The sequence below is a fragment of the Thauera sp. WH-2 genome (genome assembly GCF_048321015.1).
Lineage (GTDB): Bacteria > Pseudomonadota > Gammaproteobacteria > Burkholderiales > Rhodocyclaceae > Thauera.
In genome coordinates, this window is sequence record NZ_JBLWFG010000003.1 from 90,476 (window position 1) to 111,385 (window position 20,910).

Here is a 20,910-nt window from a genome sequence, read left to right on the forward strand (position 1 = left end):
CGCCACCGTCCTGGTGGGGGTGCGTTGCGGCGACAGGTGCAGACTACGGCAGCAGCTATCCTTTAAAAAGTCGACTACGATTAGTCTAGAAATCGATTTTTTCGACGGAACCAAGCGCCATGGCGACCAGCGAACTCAACTTCAAGCACCTGCGCTACTTCTGGACGGTCGCCCGTGCAGGCACCATCGCGGAAGCTGGACGCCTGCTGGGACTGGCGCCGCATTCGATCAGCGCCCAACTCGCTACCTTCGAGGGTGCGCTCGGCGTGACCCTGTTCCGGCGCAGCGGGCGCCGCCTAGTGCTGACCGAGGCCGGCGAGCGGATCCTCGGCGACGCCGAGCGCATCTTCGCGCTCGGCGACCACATCCTCGAAAGCGTGCGCGAGGACAGCTTGCGCCGTAGCCTGCCCTTCCGCATCGGCATTCCCGACGCGATGCCCAAATCCGTGGTGCATCGGCTGATCGAACCCGCGCTGCACACCGAACGCCCCGGCCGCCTGGTATGCCGCGAGGCGCCGCTCGCCGAGCTGCTGGCCGAGCTCGCGGTGCGCCGGCTCGACCTCATCATCGCCGACCGGCCGATCCCGCCCACCGTCAGCGTGCGCGGCCACAGCACCCTGCTCGGCGAGAGCGCGCTGACGATGTTCGCCGCACCGGCGCTGGCTGCCCGCCTCGCCAACGGCTTTCCCGCCACCCTCGACGGCGCGCCTTTCCTGCTGCCGGGCGAGGACGTCACCCATCGCGCCGGACTGCTGCAGTGGTTCGATGCACATGGCGTGCAGCCTTCGATCGTGGCCGAATTCGACGACAGCGCACTGATGAAGGCCTTTGGCCAGGCCAGTGCAGGCGCCTTCGCAGCGCCAACGATGATCGCCGACTACGTCTGCCAGCAGTACGGCGTGCAGGCGCTGGGTGAGGTCACCGGCGTCACCACCCAGGTGTACGCAATCACCACCGAACGCCGTCTGTCGCACCCGGCCATGCAGGCGATCCACGAAGCGGCCGGGAAAATGGGCTGACCTTCAAACGCGCATGCCGTCGACATCCGCGTTGGTACAAACTCCGCCGGCGCACTGGCCGGCGCGCACCGGATCAGCCGGCCTGTTGGCCCGCCTGCTGCTGGGCGATCTCGGCACGGACCTGATCCATGTCGAGGCCACGCACCCCCTCGATCACCTGGGTCAGCGCGCTCGCCGGCAACGCACCCGACTCGCGGAACACCATCACGCCCTCGCGGATCACCGCAATGGTGGGGATGGAGCGGATCTGGAAGGCGGCTGCGAGTTCCTGCTGCGCCTCGGTGTCGATCTTGGCGAAGACGATGTCGGGATGGGCGTCGGACGCAGCCTCGTAGGTCGGCGCGAAGTTGCGACAGGGACCGCACCAAGCCGCCCAGAAGTCCAGAAAGACGATCGGATTCTTCTCGACGGTTTCGTTGAAGTTGTCGGAGGTCAGTTCGAGGGTTGCCATGTGTGCCCCAGGGAAATATTAGTGACGGCTCATGATACACCCGGTACCGCACGCTGTCCCGGCACGGTCACCGCCCGCGCCAACCTTGCTGCCAGGCCCCGACAGGCCCTGCGGTGCGCTCACGCAGCCCGCCGGCGCACGCACTGTCGCCGCCACACCCAGGCCACGAAGGCGAGCGCGGGCAGGTACAGCCACTGCGCCGAAGGCCCATGCCGGTCGCGTTCGAGCGCAACCAGGCGATCGCCAGCCAGCACCCCGATTCGCTCCGCAGTGCTGCCGAAGCTCACCTCCGCCACGCGCGCACCCGAGGCCTCGGTGACCAGCCGCATGCCGATCGCCTCGAAGCGCAATGACCAGCGCGCACCCGCCGCGATGGGCAGCATCACCACCCGCTCCCCGGGCGTCGCCTCACGCACACGCACGAAGACGAGTCGCAATTGCTCGCCCGCTGGCGCCGCCTCGATCGCGGCCGTCATTGCCTCGCCGTCGACGCGCTGGTGGGGAGGCCAGAACGGATTCACGAACATCGCCGGGTTGAACAGCATGAACGAGGCCACGAGCAGGGTCAGGCGCTCCGGAAGCGTGGTCTTCATCAGCAGCCAGGCCTGGTTGAAGCAGATGAACACGAAGCCCCCCGCGGTGGCGGCCGCGACGGTCAGCACCGCATGCAGCGGATGATCGACGCCGATCAGCAGCAACTGCGGGTTGAACACGAACATGAAGGGCAGCACCGCCATGCGCATCGAGTAGCGAAACGCGCGCACGCCGGTCTGCAGCGGATTGGCGCCCGCGATGCTCGCCGCGGCATGCGAGGCAAGCCCGCCCGGCGGCAGCACGTCGGCAAGCAGGCCGAAATAGAACACGAACAGATGCGCGGCGATGAGCGGCACCGGGTGGCCGTATTCTGCGCCCAGGGTCACGATCACCGGCGCCATCAGCGCGGACACGACGATGTAGTTCGCGGTGGTCGGAAGACCCATGCCCAGGATCAGGCAGACCAGCGCCACCAGCGCGAGCATCGCCAGCATGGAGCCGCCCGCGAGCACGCCGACGACCTCGGTCATCACCAGCCCGATGCCCGTCAGCGACCCGACCCCGACCACCACCCCGGCCGCAGCGGTCGCCACCGCCACCACCAGCATGCCGCGCGCACCCGCATGCACGCCGTTCGCCAGGTCCTCGACGCCCTGCCGCCACGCTGGCCGCAGCGCCGCGCGGGGCTGGCCGCGCAGCCAGACCAGCAGCGGACGCTGCGTGAGCACGATGAAGGCGAGGAACACGAGTGCCCAGAACACCGCGAATGCGGGCGCGTCGTGCTCAACCATCAGGTTCCACACCAGCAGCCCGACCGGGAGCAGGAAGTACAGGCCGGCCCGCAGTACTTCACCCGGCCGCGTGCGCAGCTCCGAGACCAGCCCCGCCCCGGGGTCCTCCAGCGCGCTCGCCGCACCGAAGCGCAGCAGCAGCAGATAGGCCAGCACCAGCAAGCCCCCCACCACCAGCGGCCCCGCCGCCGGCACCCACACCCTGGCCAACGGCACCAGCGCCGCGAGCAGCGCCAGCACCGCCGTCATGCCTACCAGGCCGCGCAGAAGGCGGCGCAGCGACGCCTGCCAGCGAACCGGCTCGCGGGGCAGGCCCTCGATGCCCGCCTTCACCGCCTCGAAGTGCACGATGATCAGCAGCCCGACATAGGCGACCAGCGCCGAGATCAGGGCATGGCGCAGCACATCGGTGTAGGGGATGCCCACGTACTCCACCATCAGGAAAGCCGCTGCGCCCATCACCGGCGGCATCACCTGGCCATTGACCGAGGACGCCACCTCGATCGCCGCGGCCTTGTCGGGGGCATAGCCGATGCGCTTGATGAGCGGGATGGTGAGCGGGCCGGTCGACACCACGTTGATCACCGACGCCCCGGAGAACAGCCCCGTCGCCGCAGACACGCCGACCGCCGCCTTCGCCGGCCCGCCGCGCATGTGCCCGACGAGCGCAAGCGCACTGCGCACGAAATACGCCCCGCCGCCCCCGCTCTCGAGCAGCGCGCCGAACAGCACGAAGAGGAAGATGAACTCCGCCGAGATGCCGAGCGCAACACCGAACACCGCGTCCGTTCCCAGCCACAGCCGGTCCATCATGTGCGCAAGCGAGGCGCCCTTGTGCGCGATCAGGTCAGGCGCGAGCGGGCCGAGCAGGACATAGGCGAGCAGCCCGAGCAGGAAGATCACGAGCGGCCAGCCGAGCAGGCGGCGCGCGGCCTCGAACAGCAGCAGCAGCCCGGCGAGCGCGATGGCGACGTCGATCGCCCACGGATCACCTGGCCGAGTGGAAAGCTGGGCGTAGAAGATGAAGGCATAGCCCGCACAGAAAGCGGCGAGCACGCCGAGCATCGGGTCGATCAGGCGCACCACCCGCGCCGGCCCGCGCCACGTCGCGGGCACGAGCAGGAAGCACAGCAGCAGCGCGAAGGCCAGATGGATCGAGCGCGTCTGCCCCACGGCGAACTGGCCGACGCCGAGCGCCACCGGCAGCGGCGACGCCACCCACAGCTGAAACAGCGTCCACAGGATCGCGACCCGGGCGGCGACCACCGTCCTCGACGGTGTGCCCCGGGTCGCCCCGGTCACAGCAGCGGAGCGAGCCAGCGCGCCGCTTCATCCACCTCCATGCCGGTGCGACGGGCCCAGTCCTCGAGCTGGTCGCGGCCGATCTTCGGGATGGCGAAGTACTGGCTTTCGGGGTGGGCGAAGTAGAAACCGCTCACCGCCGCAGCCGGCGTCATCGCATAGCTCTCGGTTAGATCCATGCCCGCATTGTGCCGCGCATCGAGGAGCTCGAACAACGCCCCCTTGACCGTGTGATCCGGGCAGGCCGGGTAGCCCGGCGCCGGGCGGATGCCGCGGTAGCGCTCGGCGATCAGCGCCTCGTTGTCGAGCGCCTCGTCGGCGGCGTAGCCCCAGCACTCGCGTCGCACGCGCTCGTGCAGCCATTCGGCGCAGGCCTCGGCCAGGCGGTCGGCCAGGCTCTTGAGCATGATCGCGTGGTAATCGTCGTGCGCCGCCTCGAACTCGGCGAGCTTGGCCTCGATGCCCAGGCCGGCGGTCACCGCGAAGGCGCCGATCCAGTCCGGCACGCCCGATTCCTTGGGCGCGACGAAGTCCGTCAGGCACCAGTGCGGCTTGCCCGCCGGGCGCTCGTGCTGCTGGCGCAGGCCGTGCCAGACCATGGCCAGGTGCTTGCGGTCCTCGCCGGTGTAGATCTCGATGTCGTCGCCGACCGCATTGGCCGGGAACAGGCCGAACACCGCCTTGGCCTGCAGCCAGTTCTCGGCGACGATCCTGTCCAGCATCGCCTTGCCGTCGGCAAACACGTTGCGCGCGGTCTCGCCCACCACTTCGTCGTCGAGGATGGCGGGGAAGCGGCCGGCGAGGTCCCAGGTCTGGAAGAAGGGGCCCCAGTCGATGTAGCTCACCAGCTCGCCCAGCTCGACATCGATCGCCTGCACGCCGAGCATGTTGGGTCGCGGGGGCTGGTAGGGCGTGAATCCGGCCTGGTGGGCAGTGCTGCACGCGGCCACGCGCTCGGCCGTCCAATCGGTACGGAAGGCGTTGGCGCGCGCCGCCTCGACACTCACCAGCTGCATGCCCTTCTTGCCGGCATGCAGGGCACGGATCTTCTCGTAGTCGGCGGCGACCTCGGCCTTGAAGGCTTCGCTCTGCCCCTCCGACAGCAGCGCGGTGACCACGCCTACCGCGCGCGAAGCGTCGGGCACGTACACGACAGGCTGGTCGTAGTGCGGCGCGATCTTGATCGCGGTGTGGTTGCGGCTGGTGGTGGCGCCGCCGATGAGCAGCGGCACCTCGAAGCCCTGGCGCTTCATCTCGGCGGCAACGTGGGCCATCTCCTCCAGCGACGGCGTGATGAGGCCCGAAAGACCGATGGCCTGCGCGCCGTGTTCCTTCGCCGCCTCGAGGATCTTTGCCGCAGGCACCATCACGCCGAGGTCGATCACCTCGTAGCCGTTGCAGCCGAGCACCACGCCGACGATGTTCTTGCCGATGTCGTGCACGTCGCCCTTGACCGTGGCCATGATGATGCGGCCCTTGCTGGTGGCGCCGGTGCGCAGCTTTTCCGCCTCGATGTAGGGGATGAGGTGGGCGACGGCCTGCTTCATCACGCGCGCCGACTTCACCACCTGCGGCAGGAACATCTTGCCCGCGCCGAAGAGGTCACCGACCACGCTCATGCCCGCCATCAGCGGGCCTTCGATGACCGCCAGCGGCGGCCTGCCCTCGGCCTCGAGCCTGGCACGCACCTCCTCGGTATCGGCGACAACGAACTCGGTGATGCCCTTGACCAGCGCGTGGCTCAGACGCTCCTCGACCGGCCACTCGCGCCAAGCCAGATCCTGCGCGGACTCCTTGGCCTGTCCCTTCACCGTCTGCGCGAACTCGACCAGCGCCTCGCCCGCGCCCGGACGGCGGTTCATCACCACGTCCTCGACCTTGTCGCGCAGCTCGGGCGCGAGCTCGTCATACACGCCGAGCTGGCCGGCGTTGACGATGCCCATCGACAGGCCGGCCTTGATCGCGTGATACAGGAACACGGTGTGGATCGCCTCGCGCACCGGGTCGTTGCCGCGGAAGCTGAATGACACGTTCGACACCCCGCCCGAGGTCTTGGCGTAAGGCAGGTTCTCCTTGATCCAAGCCACGGCGTTGATGAAATCGACCGCGTAGTTGTCGTGCTCCTCGATGCCGGTGGCGATGGCGAAGATGTTGGGGTCGAAGATGATGTCTTCGGCCGGGAAGCCGGCGCCGCCTTCGGCCACCGGCTTGGTGAGCAGCTTGTAGGCGCGCTCGCAGATCTCGGTCTTGCGGCGGAAGGTATCGGCCTGGCCCTGCTCGTCGAAGGCCATCACGATCACCGCCGCGCCATAGCGGCGCGCAAGGCGGGCCTGACGCAGGAACTCGGTTTCGCCCTCCTTCATCGAGATCGAGTTGACCACGCCCTTGCCCTGGATGCACTTGAGGCCGGTCTCGATAACCGACCACTTCGACGAGTCGAGCATGATCGGCACGCGCGAGATGTCGGGCTCGGTAGCGATGAGCTTGCAGAACCGCTCCATGGCGGCGACCGAATCGAGCATCGCCTCGTCCATGTTGATGTCGATGACCTGGGCGCCGTTCTCGACCTGCTGGCGCGCCACCGCGAGCGCGTCGTCGAAGCGGCCCTCGAGGATCATGCGCGCGAAGGCCTTGGAACCAGTGACGTTGGTGCGCTCGCCCACATTGACGAACAGCGCGTCGCCGCCGACGTTGAAGGGCTCGAGGCCCGACAGGCGCAGCTTCTTCTCGATGGTGGGCACGACGCGCGGCGCGAGGCCCGCAACGGCTTCGGCGATCGCCGCGATGTGCGCCGGCGTGGTGCCGCAGCAGCCGCCGACGATGTTCACCAGGCCACTCTGCGCCCACTCGCGAATCTGGCTGGCGAGGTGCTCGGGCGTTTCGTCGTAGCCGGTGGGCGACAGCGGGTTGGGCAGGCCGGCGTTGGGGTGGGCGGACACGTGGGTGTCGCAGGCGTTGGACAGTTCCTCGACGTACTGGCGCAGCTGGTCGGCGCCGAGCGCGCAGTTGAGGCCGAAGCTGATCGGCTGCGCGTGGCTGAGTGAATTCCAGAACGCCTCCGCGGTCTGGCCCGACAGCGTTCGGCCGGAGGCATCGGTGATCGTCCCGGAGATCATCACCGGCACGCGCTGGCCGCCGCTTTTCTCAATCTCGTCGAACAGCTTTTCGATCGCGAACACCGCGGCCTTGGCGTTGAGCGTGTCGAACACGGTCTCGATCAGCAGGATGTCGGCACCGCCCTCGAGCAGCCCCTTGGCCGAGTCGTAGTAGTCGTCGGCGAGCGCATCGAAGCTGATGTTGCGGAAGCCGGGATCATTCACGTCGGGCGAGATCGACAGCGTGCGCGAGGTCGGTCCGAGCACGCCGGCGCAGTAGCGCGGCTTGGCGGGGTTGTTCGCGGTGTACTCGTCGCACAGCTCGCGCACCAGGCGCGCGCCCTCGACGTTGAGTTCGTAGGCCAGCGCCTCAAGCCCGTACTCCGCCTGCGACACGCGGGTGGCGTTGAAGGTGTTGGTCTCGATGATGTCCGCGCCGGCCTCGAGATAGGCGCGGTGGATGCCGACGATCACGTCCGGGCGCGTGAGCACCAGCAGGTCGTTGTTGCCCTTGAGATCCTTCGGATGGTCGAGGAAGCGATCGCCGCGGTAGTCCGCCTCGCCCAGCTTTTCCTGCTGGATCATCGTGCCCATCGCGCCGTCGAGGATCAGGATGCGGTCGGCGAGAAGCTGGCGAAGTTCGGTACTGCGATCGGATTGCATGGCTGGGTCCTCGGTCGTTCGACGGTCGCCGGGCAACGCCACGCACAAAAGCGAACGGCGCCACAAACCGGCTGAAGGTTTGTGAGCGCCGTTGATCGGTTGCCGAGCCTGGCCCGCACAGGTTCGGTGGGTCGCAGCGCTCCTCGGCAAGCCCTGGATTCTAGTCCCTGCGCAAAACGCTGCCAAGGCAGAATGGCGAGGAAATCTCGCCACACGGAGACGCCCCAGGCCTCGTCCGGACGAGCGCCATCACCGCACGGGCACGCTGTCAGCGCGGATCCGCACTGTTCGTTCTGCCGTCCGCAATGACGAATGTCACACACCACGCGACGCTCAACTGGCAGCATAGAGCGCCACGACCGCACCCGGAACACCCACCCTCGAGATGCAGCAACGCACCACACTTCGCAGCGTCCTCTTCACCCGCCTGATGATGCTCGTCGGCAGCGCGGTGGTAGCGCTTGCGCTCGGGTTCGCGATCTTCGGCCTGCAGCCCCTGCACGACACTCTCGCCTCCAAGGAATTCACCCGGGTGGCCGATGGCGTGCGCAATGCCCTGCAGCAGACGGTTTCGTTCCCTGCCGCCCTGCTCGCACCGTCGACGAGCTGGATCGCGGATCTGCCGCCCGAACTCGACGACCCGCTCAAGATCGAGCGTCGCTTCAAGGCGTTGCTGACCCATGTTCCGAACCTCAGCTCGGTCGTGCTCGGCACCGAAGACGGCAGGGGCTGGATGCTGATCCGCCTGCCGGATGGCAGCTGGCGCAGCCGGGTCACGAATCGGGCGAACTGGGGCGACATGCACCTGATCATCGAAGAGACGCCGGAAGGCGAGCGCAGCGAGGCGCTGGAGCGCTTCGACTACGATGCCCGCACCCGTCCCTGGTACCTCGGCGCAAAATCGAACGCGGACGGCGCGGCGCACTGGACAACCCCCTACACTTTCTTCACCACGGGAGACCCGGGGGTGACCACCTCGCGGCGCTTCCAGCTTGGCGACGGGACGCAGGCGATCCTCGGCCTGGACATCATGCTGCGCGACCTGTCGATCTCCACGCAGCAGGCGCGCGTCGGACAGAGCGGGCTGGCCCTGATCCTCACCAGCGACGAGCGGGTGCTCGGCCTGCCCCGGCGCCCCGAGGGCGTTTCCTCGGACGAATGGCTCGGCAGCCTGCTCCTGCCGGCGAGTGCACTCGGTCTAGACAGCGTGAACAAGGCGCTGGTCGCGTGGCGGCAAGCCGGACGCACCGCGTACTCGGAGCGGCGCATTGACAGTGGCGGCGAGTCATGGCTCGCCGCCATGCACGAGCATCGTCTTGGAGAACAGCGCCTGTGGGTGCTCACCCTGGCGCCCGCCGCCGAGTTCGCTGCGCCCTGGTCACGCGTGCTGCTCGGCACGGCACTCGCCCTTACCGTGCTGATGATCCTTGCTGCGGCCGTGGCGCAGCGCGTGTCGCGCCGCATCGCCGCACCGCTCGAAGCACTCGCCGCCACCGGCAAGCGTATCGGCAAACTGGACTTTTCGCCGACACCCCCGCTATCCACGCACATCGAAGAGATCGCACAACTCGATCGCGTACTTGGCGACATGCGTGCCCGGCTCGCCAACAACCAGGCTTCACTCGACCAGCAGTCGATCCGTCTGCAAGCCCAGGTTGAGGAGCTGCGCACAGCGGAGCAGCGCATCCACGCGCTCGCCTACTACGACCCGCTGACCCATCTGCCCAACCGGCGCCTGATGATGGACCGGGTGAATCACGCCATCTCGAGCAGCCAACGTCGGGGCACGCACTGCGCGCTATTGCTGCTCGACCTCGACAACTTCAAGACCCTGAACGACACCCTGGGCCACGACCACGGCGACGAACTGCTGCGCGAGATCGCGGAGCGCCTCGCCCGCAGCACACGCAAGTGCGACACCGTGGCACGCCTGGGCGGGGATGAGTTCGTCGTGGTGCTCGAGGACCTGGGCACGGACCCCGAGGAAGCACGGGCGCAAGCCGAGGCCATCGGCCACAAGATCCTGCTCGCCGTGGAGCACGCGTACCGCTCGGGCCATTTCGAGACGCGGATCTCCGCCAGCATCGGCGTAACCCTGTTCGGTAGCGCCCCCGACAGCGCCGATGCACTGCTCAAGCATGCCGACATGGCCATGTATCGGAGCAAGGCGACTGGCCGGAATTGCATGCACTTCTTCGGCCCAGAGATGGAGCAGGCGCTCTCCGAGCGTACCCAGCTCGAAACCGAGCTACGGGCAGCACTGCCGGGCGGGAGCCTCGCGCTGCACTACCAGCCCCAGGTCGACGCTTCCGGCCGGATCGTCGGCGCCGAGGCGCTGCTACGCTGGACGCATCCCCAGCGCGGCCCCATCTCGCCTGCAGAGTTCATCCCCATCGCGGAAGAAAGCGGCCTCATCATCGCGCTCGGCGCCTGGGTGCTGGAAACCGCATGCGCGCAACTGGCCGCATGGGCGAGCGATCCACGTCTGCCGCCGATCGAGATCGCGGTCAACGTCAGCGCCCGCCAGTTCCGCCACGAGGGCTTCGCCGACATGGTGTCCAGCGTCGTACGCCACGCGAACATCCCGCGCGGACGCCTCAAGCTCGAGCTGACCGAGAGCCTGCTGCTCGAAGACGTGGAATCGGCGATCACGCGCATGGAGGCGCTGAAGGCGCTCGGGGTCGGCTTCGCGCTCGACGACTTTGGAACGGGCTATTCTTCTCTGACCTACCTCAAACGCCTGCCGCTGACGAATCTGAAGATCGATCAGTCCTTCGTGCGCGACGTCATGACGGACCCCAACGATGCGGCGATCGCACGTACCGTCATCGCGCTCGGCCGGACCCTGGATCTGATCGTGATCGCCGAAGGCGTCGAGCAGCCCGCGCAGTTCGCGTTCCTTGCCGACGCCGGGTGCGACCGATTCCAGGGCTACTTCTTCGGCCGCCCGGAGCCCGCCGAGGCTTTCCAGCAACGGCTGCTGGACGCACCGGGCTGACGCGCCGCAGTCCCCACGCTGCCGCCTCCGCACCGAACGCAATCCGGACACGGGGAAAGCGGGGTGGCCCTACCAGAACCAAGGGTGCGCGAAGGGGCGCGGATAGCCCCAGAAACCCGGCCCCCAGCCCCAGGGGTAGGGAGGATAGGCTCCCCAAGCGCCCCATCCCGGGCCCTCGCGCGGATAGACGTAGGTCTGGCTGGTACGGACCACCTTGTCATCGATGAAGTGAACGTTGAACAAGGTTGCGACGCCCGGGCCGTCATTGCGCACATTCCAGTCCCAGACCTCTTCGCCCGAGTTTCTGAAGCGCTGCTCCGAACGGTGGGCGCCGAGCAGGCGGGAGACTTGCTCCTTGTCCATTCCACGCTCCACACGCGCCAGGTTATCCGGCGCCAGCGCGTCCCACTGGCGCAATACGATGCCGCCCTGATCGACGTGTACCATCAGGCAACTGCGGCCATTCGGCTGGGTGGAATACTCCAGCGTCGTGGTGCCGTCATCGTTGCTCCAGCGCCGGGTCGGCTCCCCCCGCGCAGCCAGGGCCTCGGCTTCGGTGGCGAAGGGCCGTGGCGGCTCGAAGCTGGCACAACCCTGAAGCTGCAAGGCTGCGAGCACCAGTAGCGCAGCCGCCAAAAGCCGCCAGCGATGCGAAATCGGATACGTCATGACCGCCTCCGTATCAACGGCCGCGGTGAAGGGTGTATCGCCCGGTCCCCGTCACGCGGCCATCGACGTTGAACGACACGGTGAAATATTCGGGCTCGTTGGTGCCGGCGAATCCGTGCGAGTACTTCCAGTCCCAAACGGTTTCCTGCTTGACGGCGAAGAACTGGCTGGACGCAGGTTTGCCGAGCAGTCGCCGGACCTGATCGGGATCCATGCCCTTTTCGACCCTGGCAAAGGTCTGCTCGTTCAGTACCTGGTCGATGCTGCGCAGGATCTGGTCCGAGCCGATGGTGATCATGAAGCATTCGATCCCCTCGGGCTGACGGCTGAACTCCCAGGTCAGGGATCCATCCTCGTTGCGCCACTCCATGTGCGGCGGACCAAAGCGTTCGCGCACCTCGGCAGCGGTCGACACCCCGGGCTGCAGTTCGCGCATGTTGATGTAGTCGCAGGCGGTGATGCCGATCGCCGACAGCAGGCCACAAAGCCAGGCAATGAAGCGTTTCATGTCCGTCCCTCCCGAGCACCGCACCATGAGCGCGCAATACAACCACCGGACTGCGGCGACAGGGCCGATCCGCGGCGCGCGCGGCATGCCCCGAGGATCCGCCATGGCCGCCGGATTTGCAATGCCCGAAGCGTGAGCGTTTGCAATGCGCCGAGGCACGCGGCGGCGGCGCATCATCAAAGCAAGAAGGGCCGGACAGGAAGCGTCCTGTCCGGCCCTTCGAGTTACAGCGGCAGGCCGGCACGCGGCCGGCCACGCACACTCTCCATCACTGCATGTCGCCGATCGCCTCGTAGCCGCTGCCGCTGACCTTGAAGAAGGCATAGCTGCCCGGCACGTCACCGGCTGCATCGAACTCGTGGTCGCCCCCGGCACCCTTGTAGTCGATGTCCTTGCCTTCAGCGATCAGCTGCTTGGCCTTGGCCCACTCCCCCGCCATGATCGGCTCACCCGGCGCACTCGCCACTGCGCGCAGCGACTCCGACAGCTTCGCCTTGTCCCCGCCCGCCTTCTCGATCGCCAGTGCGACAAGGAAGGCTGCGTCGTATGAGGTGGTGGCGAACACCGCATCGGTGTTCTCGCCAGCCGCCTTGAACGCGGCATTGAAATTGTCCAGCGATGCCGAGGCCTCACCCACCGGGGCGGAGACGAAGTAACCCTCGAGGTTCTGCGCACCGATCGCCTTCACCAGGCCTTCGGACTTCATGCCGTCGGCGCCGACGAAGGTCTTGAAGAAGTTGTTCTCCAGCGCCTGGCGCAGGATCGTCAGGCCGGTGCCGTCACCGTAGTCGAAGATGATCAGCGTATCGGCGCCGCCGCGGGAGAGCGCGGCCAGCTCGGAACGGTACGAGGCCTTACCCTCCTCATGCCCCGAGTAGCCGGCGATGGTGCCGCCATTGGCTTCGTACTCCGCCTTGAAGGACTCGGCCAGGCCCTTGCCGTAGTCGTTGTTCAGGTAGGCGACCGCGACCTTGTCGATGCCGCGCGCCTTGAGCGTGCGCGCCAGCGCCCGGCCCTGGTAGTCGTCGGACGGGAGGGTGCGATAGACGAGATCCTTGTCAGCGAGCTTGGTGATCTCGGGAGAGGTCCCCGAGGGCGTGATCATCAGCACGCCGGCCGGGATGGCGACCGAGTTGGCCGTAGCGAGCACCGCACCGGAGCAGGCCGGGCCGACGATGGCGACCACACGGTCGATGTTGACCGCCTTGGTGGCTGCATCGGTCGCGTTCTGCGGGTTGCAGGCACTGTCGCCGAGCACGGCTTCGAGCTTGCCGCCCTTGAGGATGCCGCCCTGTTCGTTGACATGCGCCACCGCCAGCTTCGAAGCGGCTGCCATCGGCGGCGCAAGCGCCGCGATCGGCCCGGAGATCGCCGCCATCAGGCCGATCTTGACGTCCTGCGCATGGGCCGGAGCCGCAACGACCGCGGCGCCCAGCACCGCACCCACCACACCTGCGATTGTCTTCTTCTTCACCTTGTCACCTCCTGAATGTGCCGAAGCACCTGATGGTTGAGTCGGGCCCTGCGGGCCCTTGCCGGATTCTCCCGTGTCCGCGCTACGAGCCCTCAGCGATGCGGCGGCGAACCCACCCGGCGCTCGGGCAGGATGCCCTCCGGGCGGAAGCGCAGCACCAGCTGCAGCGTAAGGCCGATGATGAACACGCGCGCGTACTTGGCCTGCACCGCGATCTCGGTGGGCAGACGATCGGTGAGCAGTTCGGACACCGACCAGATGATCCAGATCACCGCTGCGCCGAGGATCGCGCCGCGGTTGTTGCCCGAGCCACCGAGGATCAGCATGATCCAGATCAGGAAGGTCGCAATCATCGGATCGATCGCCTCGGGCGTGACCGAGCGGTTGAAGTGCACGAACAGTGCACCCGCCAACCCCATCAGCGCGGAGCCGAATACGAAGGCCTGCAGCCGGCGCGCCTCGACCTGCTTGCCCATCGCCGCGGCGGCGAGTTCGTTGTCGCGGATCGCACGCATCATGCGTCCCCACGGCGCCTTCACCTGACGCTCCACGAGCAGGTAGGCAATCAGCACCAGGGTGGCCACGATCGCGAGGTAGGCGACCTGCGACGGCATGTAGTCGAGGTCGCCGAAAGGGCGCGGGATGCCGGTCACGCCACGCACGCCGCCGGTGAGCCAGCCTTCGGTGCGGATCACCAGGCGGATGATCTCCGCGATGCCGATGGTTGCGATGGCGAGGTAGTCGGAGCGGAAGCGCAGGCAGACCTTGCCGATCGGCCACGCGATCGCTGCCGCGGCCGCCATGGACGCCGCCCAGCCGACCAGCAGCGGCAGCTCGTAGCCGCCCAGTCGTCCGCTCGCAGGCAGGCTGGTGAGGATGGCCGAGGTGTAGGCACCGATCGCGAAGAAGCCTGCGATGCCGGCGTTGAAAAGGCCGGTGAAGCCCCACTGGATGTTCAGCCCGAGCGCGAGCAGCGCATAGATGCCGATCAGGATGGCCATGAAGACCGCGTAGTTGGCGAGTCCGAGCAGATCCATCAGAGTACCTTCCCGTTGAGCAGGCCACGCGGGCGGACGAGCAGGATCAGCAGCAGCAGGGCAAAGGCAGTGGCCGCCTTGTACTGCGCCGGCAGAATGAAGATCGACATCTCCTCGGCGACACCCACGATCAGGCCGCCGAGCACCGCACCCTCGACCCGTCCGACCCCGCCGAGGATGGCGGCAGCAAACATCGGCAGCAGCACCTGCCAGCCCATCATCGACTGCAGTTCGTTGTTGATCCCCAGCATGAAGCCCGAGGCCGCACACAAGGCGCCGACGATCGCCCAGGTCAGCATCGTGACCTTGCGGTTATCGACGCCCGAAAGCCTTGCCAGATCGGGGTTGTCCGACATCGCGCGCATCGCCTTGCCCCAGCGCGAATGACGCAGGAACAGCGTGAGCCCCACGACGATCAGCACCACCGCGGCGAGCGTGTACAGCTCGCGGTCGCGCAACAGGATGCCGAAGTAGTCGTCCGGACGAACGATGCCGCTGGCGTAGGTGCGCGGATCGACGCCGAAGACGACCTGCACCACCGCGCGCAGCATCAGCGCGACACCGAGCGAGGCCATCACGGTCATGATCTTGGGCCGCGCCTTGAGGTAGTCGTAGAACAGCTTGTCGATCACGATCGCGACCACCGCGACGACCGCCATCGCGATCGGCAGCGCGGACCACGGCGTCATCCCGGCGGTGACGAGCGCAAGCGCGACGAAGGCACCGAGCGTGGCCATGTCGCCATGGGCGAAGTGGGCGAAGCGCAGGATGCCGAACACCAGCGTGATGCCGATCGCACCCACCGCGTAGATCGAGCCGAGCACGACACCGGGCACGAGATGGAAGTTGAGGAAATCCATGAAACTCATGTGTGCCGGGCTCCCTTAGCCGCCGAGGAACATTTCGGCCACCTCGCGATCGGCGAGCAGGGCCTGGCCCGTGCCCTCGTGGCGATTGGCGCCAGTGGCGAGCACATAGCCGCGGTCGCAGAAGGCGAGCGCCTGCTTGGCGTGCTGCTCGACGAGCAGGATGGAAACACCGGCGTCGCGCACGTCGCGGGTGATCTGGAAGATCTGTTCCATGTATTTGGGCGACAGGCCTGCGGTCGGCTCGTCGAGGAGGAGGAGTTTGGGATCGAGCATCAGCGCGCGGCCCATCGCCACCATCTGGCGCTGGCCTCCGGAGAGATCGCCGGCGAGATTGCGTCGCTTGGCCTTCAGGTCGGGGAAAAGCCCATACACGCGGTCGTAGGCCGCAGAGAGATCGCCACGGCGCAGGAAGGCGCCCATCTCGAAGTTCTCGTGCACCGTCATCTCGCGGAACACGTTGTCCACCTGCGGTACGTAGCAGATGCCGCGCTGCACGATGCGGTCGGGCGCCCAGCCGGTGATGTCCTCGCCGTCGAACACGATGCTGCCGCCACGGATGGCGAGCAGCCCGAACACGGACTTCATCGCGGTGGATTTGCCGGCGCCGTTAGGGCCGACGATCACCACGATCTCGCGCGCGCCCACTGTCATCGACACCCCGTGCAGGATGTCGGCGTCGCCGTAGCCGCCACGCACTTCCTTCATGTCGAGCAGCGCCATCACAGATCCTCCCTGTGCAGTTCCTGCTCACGCAGCGCCTCGACCTGGGGATCGTGCTCGGCGGCCTCGCGCTCGATCGCGGTCGGCGTTTCGCCAAGGTAGGCCTCGAGCACCCGGGCGTCCGAGCGCACACGCAGGAAGTCGCCCTCGATCAGCACCTTGCCCTCGGCCATGCACACCACCGGATGGCACAACTTCTCGATCATCTCCATGTCGTGCTCGATCAGGATGAAGGTATAGCCGCGCTCGCGGTTGAGGATGAGGATCTTTTCCTCGAGCTTGCGCAGCAGCGTACGGTTGACGCCGGCTGCGGGCTCGTCGAGCAACACCAGCTTTGCATCGGTCATCATGGTTCGACCAAGCTCGAGCAGCTTCTTCTGCCCCCCCGAAAGATTGCCGGCACGCTCGTCGGCGACGTGCTCCAGCTCCAGAAAGGCGAGGGTCTCGTCAGCCTTCCTGCGCACCGCCTCTTCCGCCGCACGCACCTTGCCAGCCGAAAACCAGTTCGCGAACAGGTTCTCGCCTGGCTGCTGCGGCGGCACCATCATGAGGTTCTCCCGCGCGGTGAGGTTGTGAAATTCGTGCGGGATCTGAAAGGTGCGCACCAGCCCCTTGTGAAAGCGCGCATCGGTCGACAAGGCGGTGATGTCCTCACCGAGGAAGCGGATCGCGCCGCCGCTCGGCTGCAAGGCGCCGGCGACCAGGTTGAACAGCGTCGTCTTGCCAGCACCATTCGGGCCGATCAGGCCGAGAATCTCGCCTTTCCTGACCCTCAGGGAACAGCCGTCGACCGCACGAAAGCCGCCGAAGGCTTTGACCAGCCCATCCACTTCAAGCATAGCGTCGGGTTTCCTTGCACCGGACATGGCCGGCATGCGCCGGCGCCGCATCGCACCGTCCGGCCCCGGCGGCGAACTGGACAGCGGGATGTTGATTGGAAAAATGTCGCGCAAGATTAGTCGAATCGCTGGCGCACAGACATCAGGGCCAACCACTACACGGCGGCAAGGGCAGGGAGCGGAAGGCATCGGCTAATCCGAATATAATTCCGCGCCAAACAAGAAGGAGACAGCGCATGAAGCACATCACCCCGACCGAGGCGTTCGAACTGCTCCAGTCGAATCCCGACGCCCTGCTGATCGATGTCCGTAGCGAGATCGAATACCTGTTCGTGGGCCATCCGGTCGGTGCCATCCACGTATCGTGGAACGATGGCCCGGACTGGGAGGTGAACCCGAACTTCATCGGCGAAGTGAAGAAGCTCGCGGGCAATGGCGGACACCGGCCGCTGGTGCTGATCTGCCGTTCCGGAAACCGCTCGGAGGTCGCTGGCAAGGCGCTGCTCGAGTCCGGCTTCTCCATCGTTTACAACGTCCTGTATGGCTTCGAGGGCGAACTCGACACCCAGCACCATCGCAACTCGGTCAATGGCTGGCGCCACGACGGCCTGCCCTGGGAGCAGTGCTGAGCAGGTCCGCCACGATCAGCGCAGGGCCGCCGGCAGGCGTCTCCAGACGACCCAGGTGAGCAGTCCGCAGGCGGCGAACACGGCCATTCCACCGGCAAGACTCAGGGTGCTCGACCATAGCAAGGGCGCGGTCATCCCCGCCGTCACTGCGTTCAGGCCGATCTGCATGAAGCTCTGGCAGCTCGAAGCCATGCCACGGCGAGCCGGGAACAGGTCCAGGGCCAGCAGGCTCATCGCCGGCATGGCGATCGACATGCCGCAGGCGAACAGGCCGATCGGCAGCACCGATTGCGGCACGCCCGCGGGCAGCATCGCGGAAACTGCCAGGTTAAGCGCAACCGCGACGAACATCAGCCCGAAGCCGGTCGCCACGGTCCGGACCTGTGACCACCGGCCTGCGACACGCTCGGAGAGCAGCGAGCCGATCATCATCCCGGCCACCGCAGGGCCGAACAGCCAGATGAAGCCGCCGCTACCGAGCCCGAGATGCTCGATGATGAACACCGGCGCGGACAGCACATACACGAAGAAACCGTTGAAGTTCAGCGCAATCCCCGCCGCCAGCAACATGAAGGCAGGATGCGCGAAGATCGCGGCATAACCTCGCAGCAGATGCATGGGATGCAGGGGCTGACGCGCCCCTGCATCCAGCGTCTCAGGCAGGAAGCGCCACACCATCCAGCTCAGCAGGGCACCCAGGACCGCCAGGAACACGAAGATCGAGCGCCACCCCGCGAGAGCGAGCAGACCGGCACCCACCATCGGCGCCAGCGCAGGCGCCAGCGCAAAGATGAGCATCACCCGCGACATCAGGCGCTGCGCCTGCGGCCCCTCGTGCAGGTCGCGCACCACGGCCCGGCCCACGACCACGCCTGCGCCACCGCTGACGCCCTGCAGCGCCCGGCCCAGCCACAGCCACTCGATGCTCGGCGCCAGCGCACAGATCAGCGAAGCCGCGGAGAACACCAGGGTCAGGACCAGCAGCACGGTGCGCCGGCCGAAGCGGTCCGCAAGCGCACCGTGCCAGAGCACCATCAAGGCCAACGCAGCCATATACACGGTGAGCGTCTGCTGCACCTCGAGCTGGGTCGCCCCCAACCCTGCAGCAATCTGCGGGAATGCGGGCAGGTAGGCATCGATCGCAAACGGACCGATGGCGGATAGCATCGCCAGCATGAACGCGAGGCGATCTAGGGACGGATTCTGTTTCATCTCTGCCTTGTGGGCGGTCGCCACGCGCCCAGGAAGGGCAAGCGCACCGGCGCATGACCGGGCGCCGTTGCAAAGCGCTGTGTTCCGGCCCGGCAGCCGGTTCAGCACGCGCCTCAACGACTCTCTAGGCTCCGCCGATACTGGATCGCCTCGGCGATCTGCGTAGTGCCTGGGCGCTCGGTGCCGGCCAGGTCGGCCAGCGTGCGCGCCACGCGAAGCACGCGATGATACGCTCTCGCTGACAGTTTCAGGCGCTGCATGGCTTGGCGCAACAGGGTCTCGCCGCCTGCATCGGGCTGGCAGTGCTCCAGCACCTCGCCCGCACGGAGCAGGGCGTTCGCGCAGCCTTGGCGCGCGAGTTGCACCGCCCGCGCCGTGCGCACCCGTTCGCGAACCACGCTGGAGCGCTCGCCCTGCGGGCTGCGCACGATCGCCTCGGGCTCGACCGCAGGCACCTCCACGATCAGATCGATGCGGTCGAGCAGCGGGCCGGAGAGCCGCGCGCGATAGCGGGCGATCTGCTCGGGCGAGCATCGGCAGGCGTGCAGCGGGTCGCCATGGTGACCGCAGGGGCACGGGTTCATCGCCGCGACGAGCTGGAAGCGCGCCGGAAATTCGGCCCGCCTGCGCGCCCGGGACACCGTGATCGAGCCCGTCTCCAACGGCTCACGCAAGGATTCGAGTACACGCCGGTCGAACTCCGGGAGTTCGTCGAGAAACAACACGCCCCTGTGCGCCAGCGAGATCTCGCCCGGTCGTGGCATCGCACCGCCACCGACCAGGGCCGCCGCCGAGCTCGAGTGATGCGGCGCACGGAAGGGGCGCTGCCCCCAACGACGGACATCGAACTCACCCTCGATCGAGGCGACTGCCGCCGCCTCCATCGCCTCCTCCTCGCTCATGGGGGGAAGGACGCCCGGAAGGCGTTGCGCGAGCATGGACTTCCCGGTGCCCGGTGGCCCGAACAACAGCAGCGAATGCCCGCCCGCCGCCGCCACCTCGAGCGCGCGGCGAGCCTGCAACTGGCCGCGGACCTCGGCCAGATCCGGGGCGCCGTCGTCCACACGCTCGGGCAGAACGTCCGCCTGCCAAGGCTGCAGCGCAGCGTGTCCGTTGAGGTGCGCACACACCGCAAGCAGATCCGCTGCGGGCAGCACCTCCAGCCCCCGTGCCAGCACGGCCTCGGGCGCATTGGCCGCGTGCAGCAGCAGACCGCGCCCGGCGCGGGCCGCAGCCAGTGCCGCGGCCAACACGCCACGCACCGGCCGCAGCTCGCCGGTCAGGGACAACTCACCGCAGAACTCGAATGCTTCGATCCGGCCCGCGGCGACCTGGCCCGAGGCCACGAGGATGCCGACCGCGATCGCAAGGTCGAAGCGCCCCCCTTCCTTGGGCAGGTCTGCAGGCGCGAGGTTGACCGTGATCCTTCGCTGGGGAAACTCGAAGTGGGAGGACTGGATCGCCGCCCGAACGCGATCGCGAGCCTCACGGACCTCGGTGTCCGGCAAGCCCACGAGACTGAATGCCGGCAGGCCGTTCGCGAGGTGGACCTCGACCGTGACCTCGGGCGCGGCAAGCCCTTCCAGCGCGCGGGTGCGCACGAGCGCAAGCGACATGGATATCTCCAGACCGGGTGGGGCGCCAGTCTAGCGGAGATACCACGCATGACAAAAGAGAATCTTCAGGACAAATGAATGTCGCTGCCTGAATGCACTGCGACCGGGGCATTCAGGGCCACGGGGTCGGGCGGCTCTGCGCGGCGCACCACCCGCGCCAGGGCTGCGCAGGCTTCAGGACTTGCCACCTTGGCCAAGCCGGGCCTCGAGTTCCACGACACGCGCCTCGAGCTCGGCAAGCTTCTGCCGTGCATGCGCGAGCACTTCGCGCTGCACCTCGAATTCCTCGCGGGTGACGAGGTCGAGCTTGCCGAAGGCGCTTCCGAGCATGGCCTTGGCATTTTTTTCGATGTCGCGCACCGGGCTGTTCGCCGCGATTTCCGAAAGCTTTGCGCCGATTTCGTCGAGGAAGCGGGGAGTGCTCATGATCGCCTGCAGAGAGGTTGGAAAACGGCCGGAAGTCTAGCATGCGCACGCGCTCGCA

At 67.3% G+C, this 20,910-nt stretch carries 16 protein-coding genes and 1 riboswitch; of the genes, 3 read left to right on the top strand and 13 right to left on the bottom strand.

Going from position 1 to position 20,910, the window contains the following annotated elements:
* The first annotated feature begins 119 nt into the window (after positions 1-119).
* On the top strand, positions 120-1,019 hold the full coding sequence (locus ACNKW1_RS07010; RefSeq protein WP_418363885.1) for a LysR family transcriptional regulator: 900 nt from the start codon (positions 120-122) through the stop codon (positions 1,017-1,019).
* A 73-nt stretch (positions 1,020-1,092) separates the two neighbouring features.
* Here ACNKW1_RS07010 and trxA read toward each other — a convergent pair whose 3' ends face one another.
* The 3 genes from trxA to metH all read right to left on the bottom strand — a co-directional run bounded on the left by trxA (position 1,093) and on the right by metH (position 7,855).
* On the bottom strand, positions 1,093-1,470 hold the full coding sequence (gene trxA / locus ACNKW1_RS07015) for a thioredoxin (RefSeq protein ID WP_418363886.1): 378 nt from the start codon (positions 1,468-1,470) through the stop codon (positions 1,093-1,095).
* A 119-nt stretch (positions 1,471-1,589) separates the two neighbouring features.
* Positions 1,590-4,061: a TRAP transporter fused permease subunit gene (locus tag ACNKW1_RS07020; protein WP_418363887.1), complete on the bottom strand. Its 2,472-nt coding sequence runs from the start codon at positions 4,059-4,061 to the stop codon at positions 1,590-1,592.
* 32 nt (positions 4,062-4,093) lie between these two features.
* Positions 4,094-7,855, bottom strand: a complete 3,762-nt coding sequence (gene metH / locus ACNKW1_RS07025; protein ID WP_418363888.1) for a methionine synthase — start codon at positions 7,853-7,855, stop codon at positions 4,094-4,096.
* A gap of 76 nt (positions 7,856-7,931) precedes the next feature.
* Positions 7,932-8,006, bottom strand: a riboswitch (S-adenosyl-L-homocysteine riboswitch).
* 234 nt (positions 8,007-8,240) lie between these two features.
* Here metH and ACNKW1_RS07030 point away from each other — a divergent pair.
* A complete protein-coding gene (locus tag ACNKW1_RS07030; RefSeq protein ID WP_418363889.1) occupies positions 8,241-10,853 on the top strand; it encodes an EAL domain-containing protein in 2,613 nt (870 codons plus the stop codon).
* A 69-nt stretch (positions 10,854-10,922) separates the two neighbouring features.
* Here ACNKW1_RS07030 and ACNKW1_RS07035 read toward each other — a convergent pair whose 3' ends face one another.
* The 7 genes from ACNKW1_RS07035 to ACNKW1_RS07065 form a co-directional block, all read right to left on the bottom strand.
* On the bottom strand, positions 10,923-11,522 hold the full coding sequence (locus tag ACNKW1_RS07035; protein WP_418363890.1) for a hypothetical protein: 600 nt from the start codon (positions 11,520-11,522) through the stop codon (positions 10,923-10,925).
* 13 nt (positions 11,523-11,535) lie between these two features.
* Positions 11,536-12,030, bottom strand: a complete 495-nt coding sequence (bamE, locus tag ACNKW1_RS07040) for an outer membrane protein assembly factor BamE domain-containing protein (RefSeq protein WP_418363891.1) — start codon at positions 12,028-12,030, stop codon at positions 11,536-11,538.
* A 268-nt stretch (positions 12,031-12,298) separates the two neighbouring features.
* The gene (locus ACNKW1_RS07045; protein ID WP_418363892.1) at positions 12,299-13,504 is read right to left on the bottom strand and encodes an ABC transporter substrate-binding protein; all 1,206 of its coding nucleotides are present in this window, start codon (positions 13,502-13,504) and stop codon (positions 12,299-12,301) included.
* A gap of 92 nt (positions 13,505-13,596) precedes the next feature.
* Positions 13,597-14,541: a branched-chain amino acid ABC transporter permease gene (locus tag ACNKW1_RS07050; RefSeq protein WP_418363893.1), complete on the bottom strand. Its 945-nt coding sequence runs from the start codon at positions 14,539-14,541 to the stop codon at positions 13,597-13,599.
* Positions 14,541-15,410 (bottom strand): branched-chain amino acid ABC transporter permease, encoded by an 870-nt coding sequence (locus ACNKW1_RS07055; RefSeq protein WP_418363894.1) that lies wholly within the window; start codon positions 15,408-15,410, stop codon positions 14,541-14,543. Before ACNKW1_RS07055 ends, ACNKW1_RS07050 begins: the two co-directional genes overlap by 1 nt.
* A 15-nt stretch (positions 15,411-15,425) precedes the next feature.
* A complete protein-coding gene (locus ACNKW1_RS07060; RefSeq protein WP_418363895.1) occupies positions 15,426-16,130 on the bottom strand; it encodes an ABC transporter ATP-binding protein in 705 nt (234 codons plus the stop codon).
* Entirely contained in the window at positions 16,130-16,969 is an 840-nt protein-coding gene (locus ACNKW1_RS07065; protein ID WP_418363896.1) for an ABC transporter ATP-binding protein, read from the bottom strand. Before ACNKW1_RS07065 ends, ACNKW1_RS07060 begins: the two co-directional genes overlap by 1 nt.
* Positions 16,970-17,205: 236 nt before the next feature.
* On the opposite strand from ACNKW1_RS07065, the gene ACNKW1_RS07070 reads away from it, so the two are divergent.
* Positions 17,206-17,598, top strand: a complete 393-nt coding sequence (locus ACNKW1_RS07070; RefSeq protein ID WP_418363897.1) for a rhodanese-like domain-containing protein — start codon at positions 17,206-17,208, stop codon at positions 17,596-17,598.
* A gap of 15 nt (positions 17,599-17,613) precedes the next feature.
* On the opposite strand, the gene ACNKW1_RS07075 is transcribed toward ACNKW1_RS07070, so the two are convergent.
* The 3 genes from ACNKW1_RS07075 to ACNKW1_RS07085 form a co-directional block, all read right to left on the bottom strand.
* Positions 17,614-18,810 (bottom strand): multidrug effflux MFS transporter, encoded by a 1,197-nt coding sequence (locus ACNKW1_RS07075; RefSeq protein WP_418363898.1) that lies wholly within the window; start codon positions 18,808-18,810, stop codon positions 17,614-17,616.
* A 113-nt stretch (positions 18,811-18,923) separates the two neighbouring features.
* Entirely contained in the window at positions 18,924-20,426 is a 1,503-nt protein-coding gene (locus tag ACNKW1_RS07080; protein ID WP_418363899.1) for a YifB family Mg chelatase-like AAA ATPase, read from the bottom strand.
* Between the two features lie 174 nt (positions 20,427-20,600).
* A complete protein-coding gene (locus tag ACNKW1_RS07085; protein ID WP_418363900.1) occupies positions 20,601-20,852 on the bottom strand; it encodes an accessory factor UbiK family protein in 252 nt (83 codons plus the stop codon).
* Positions 20,853-20,910: the final 58 nt, after the last annotated feature.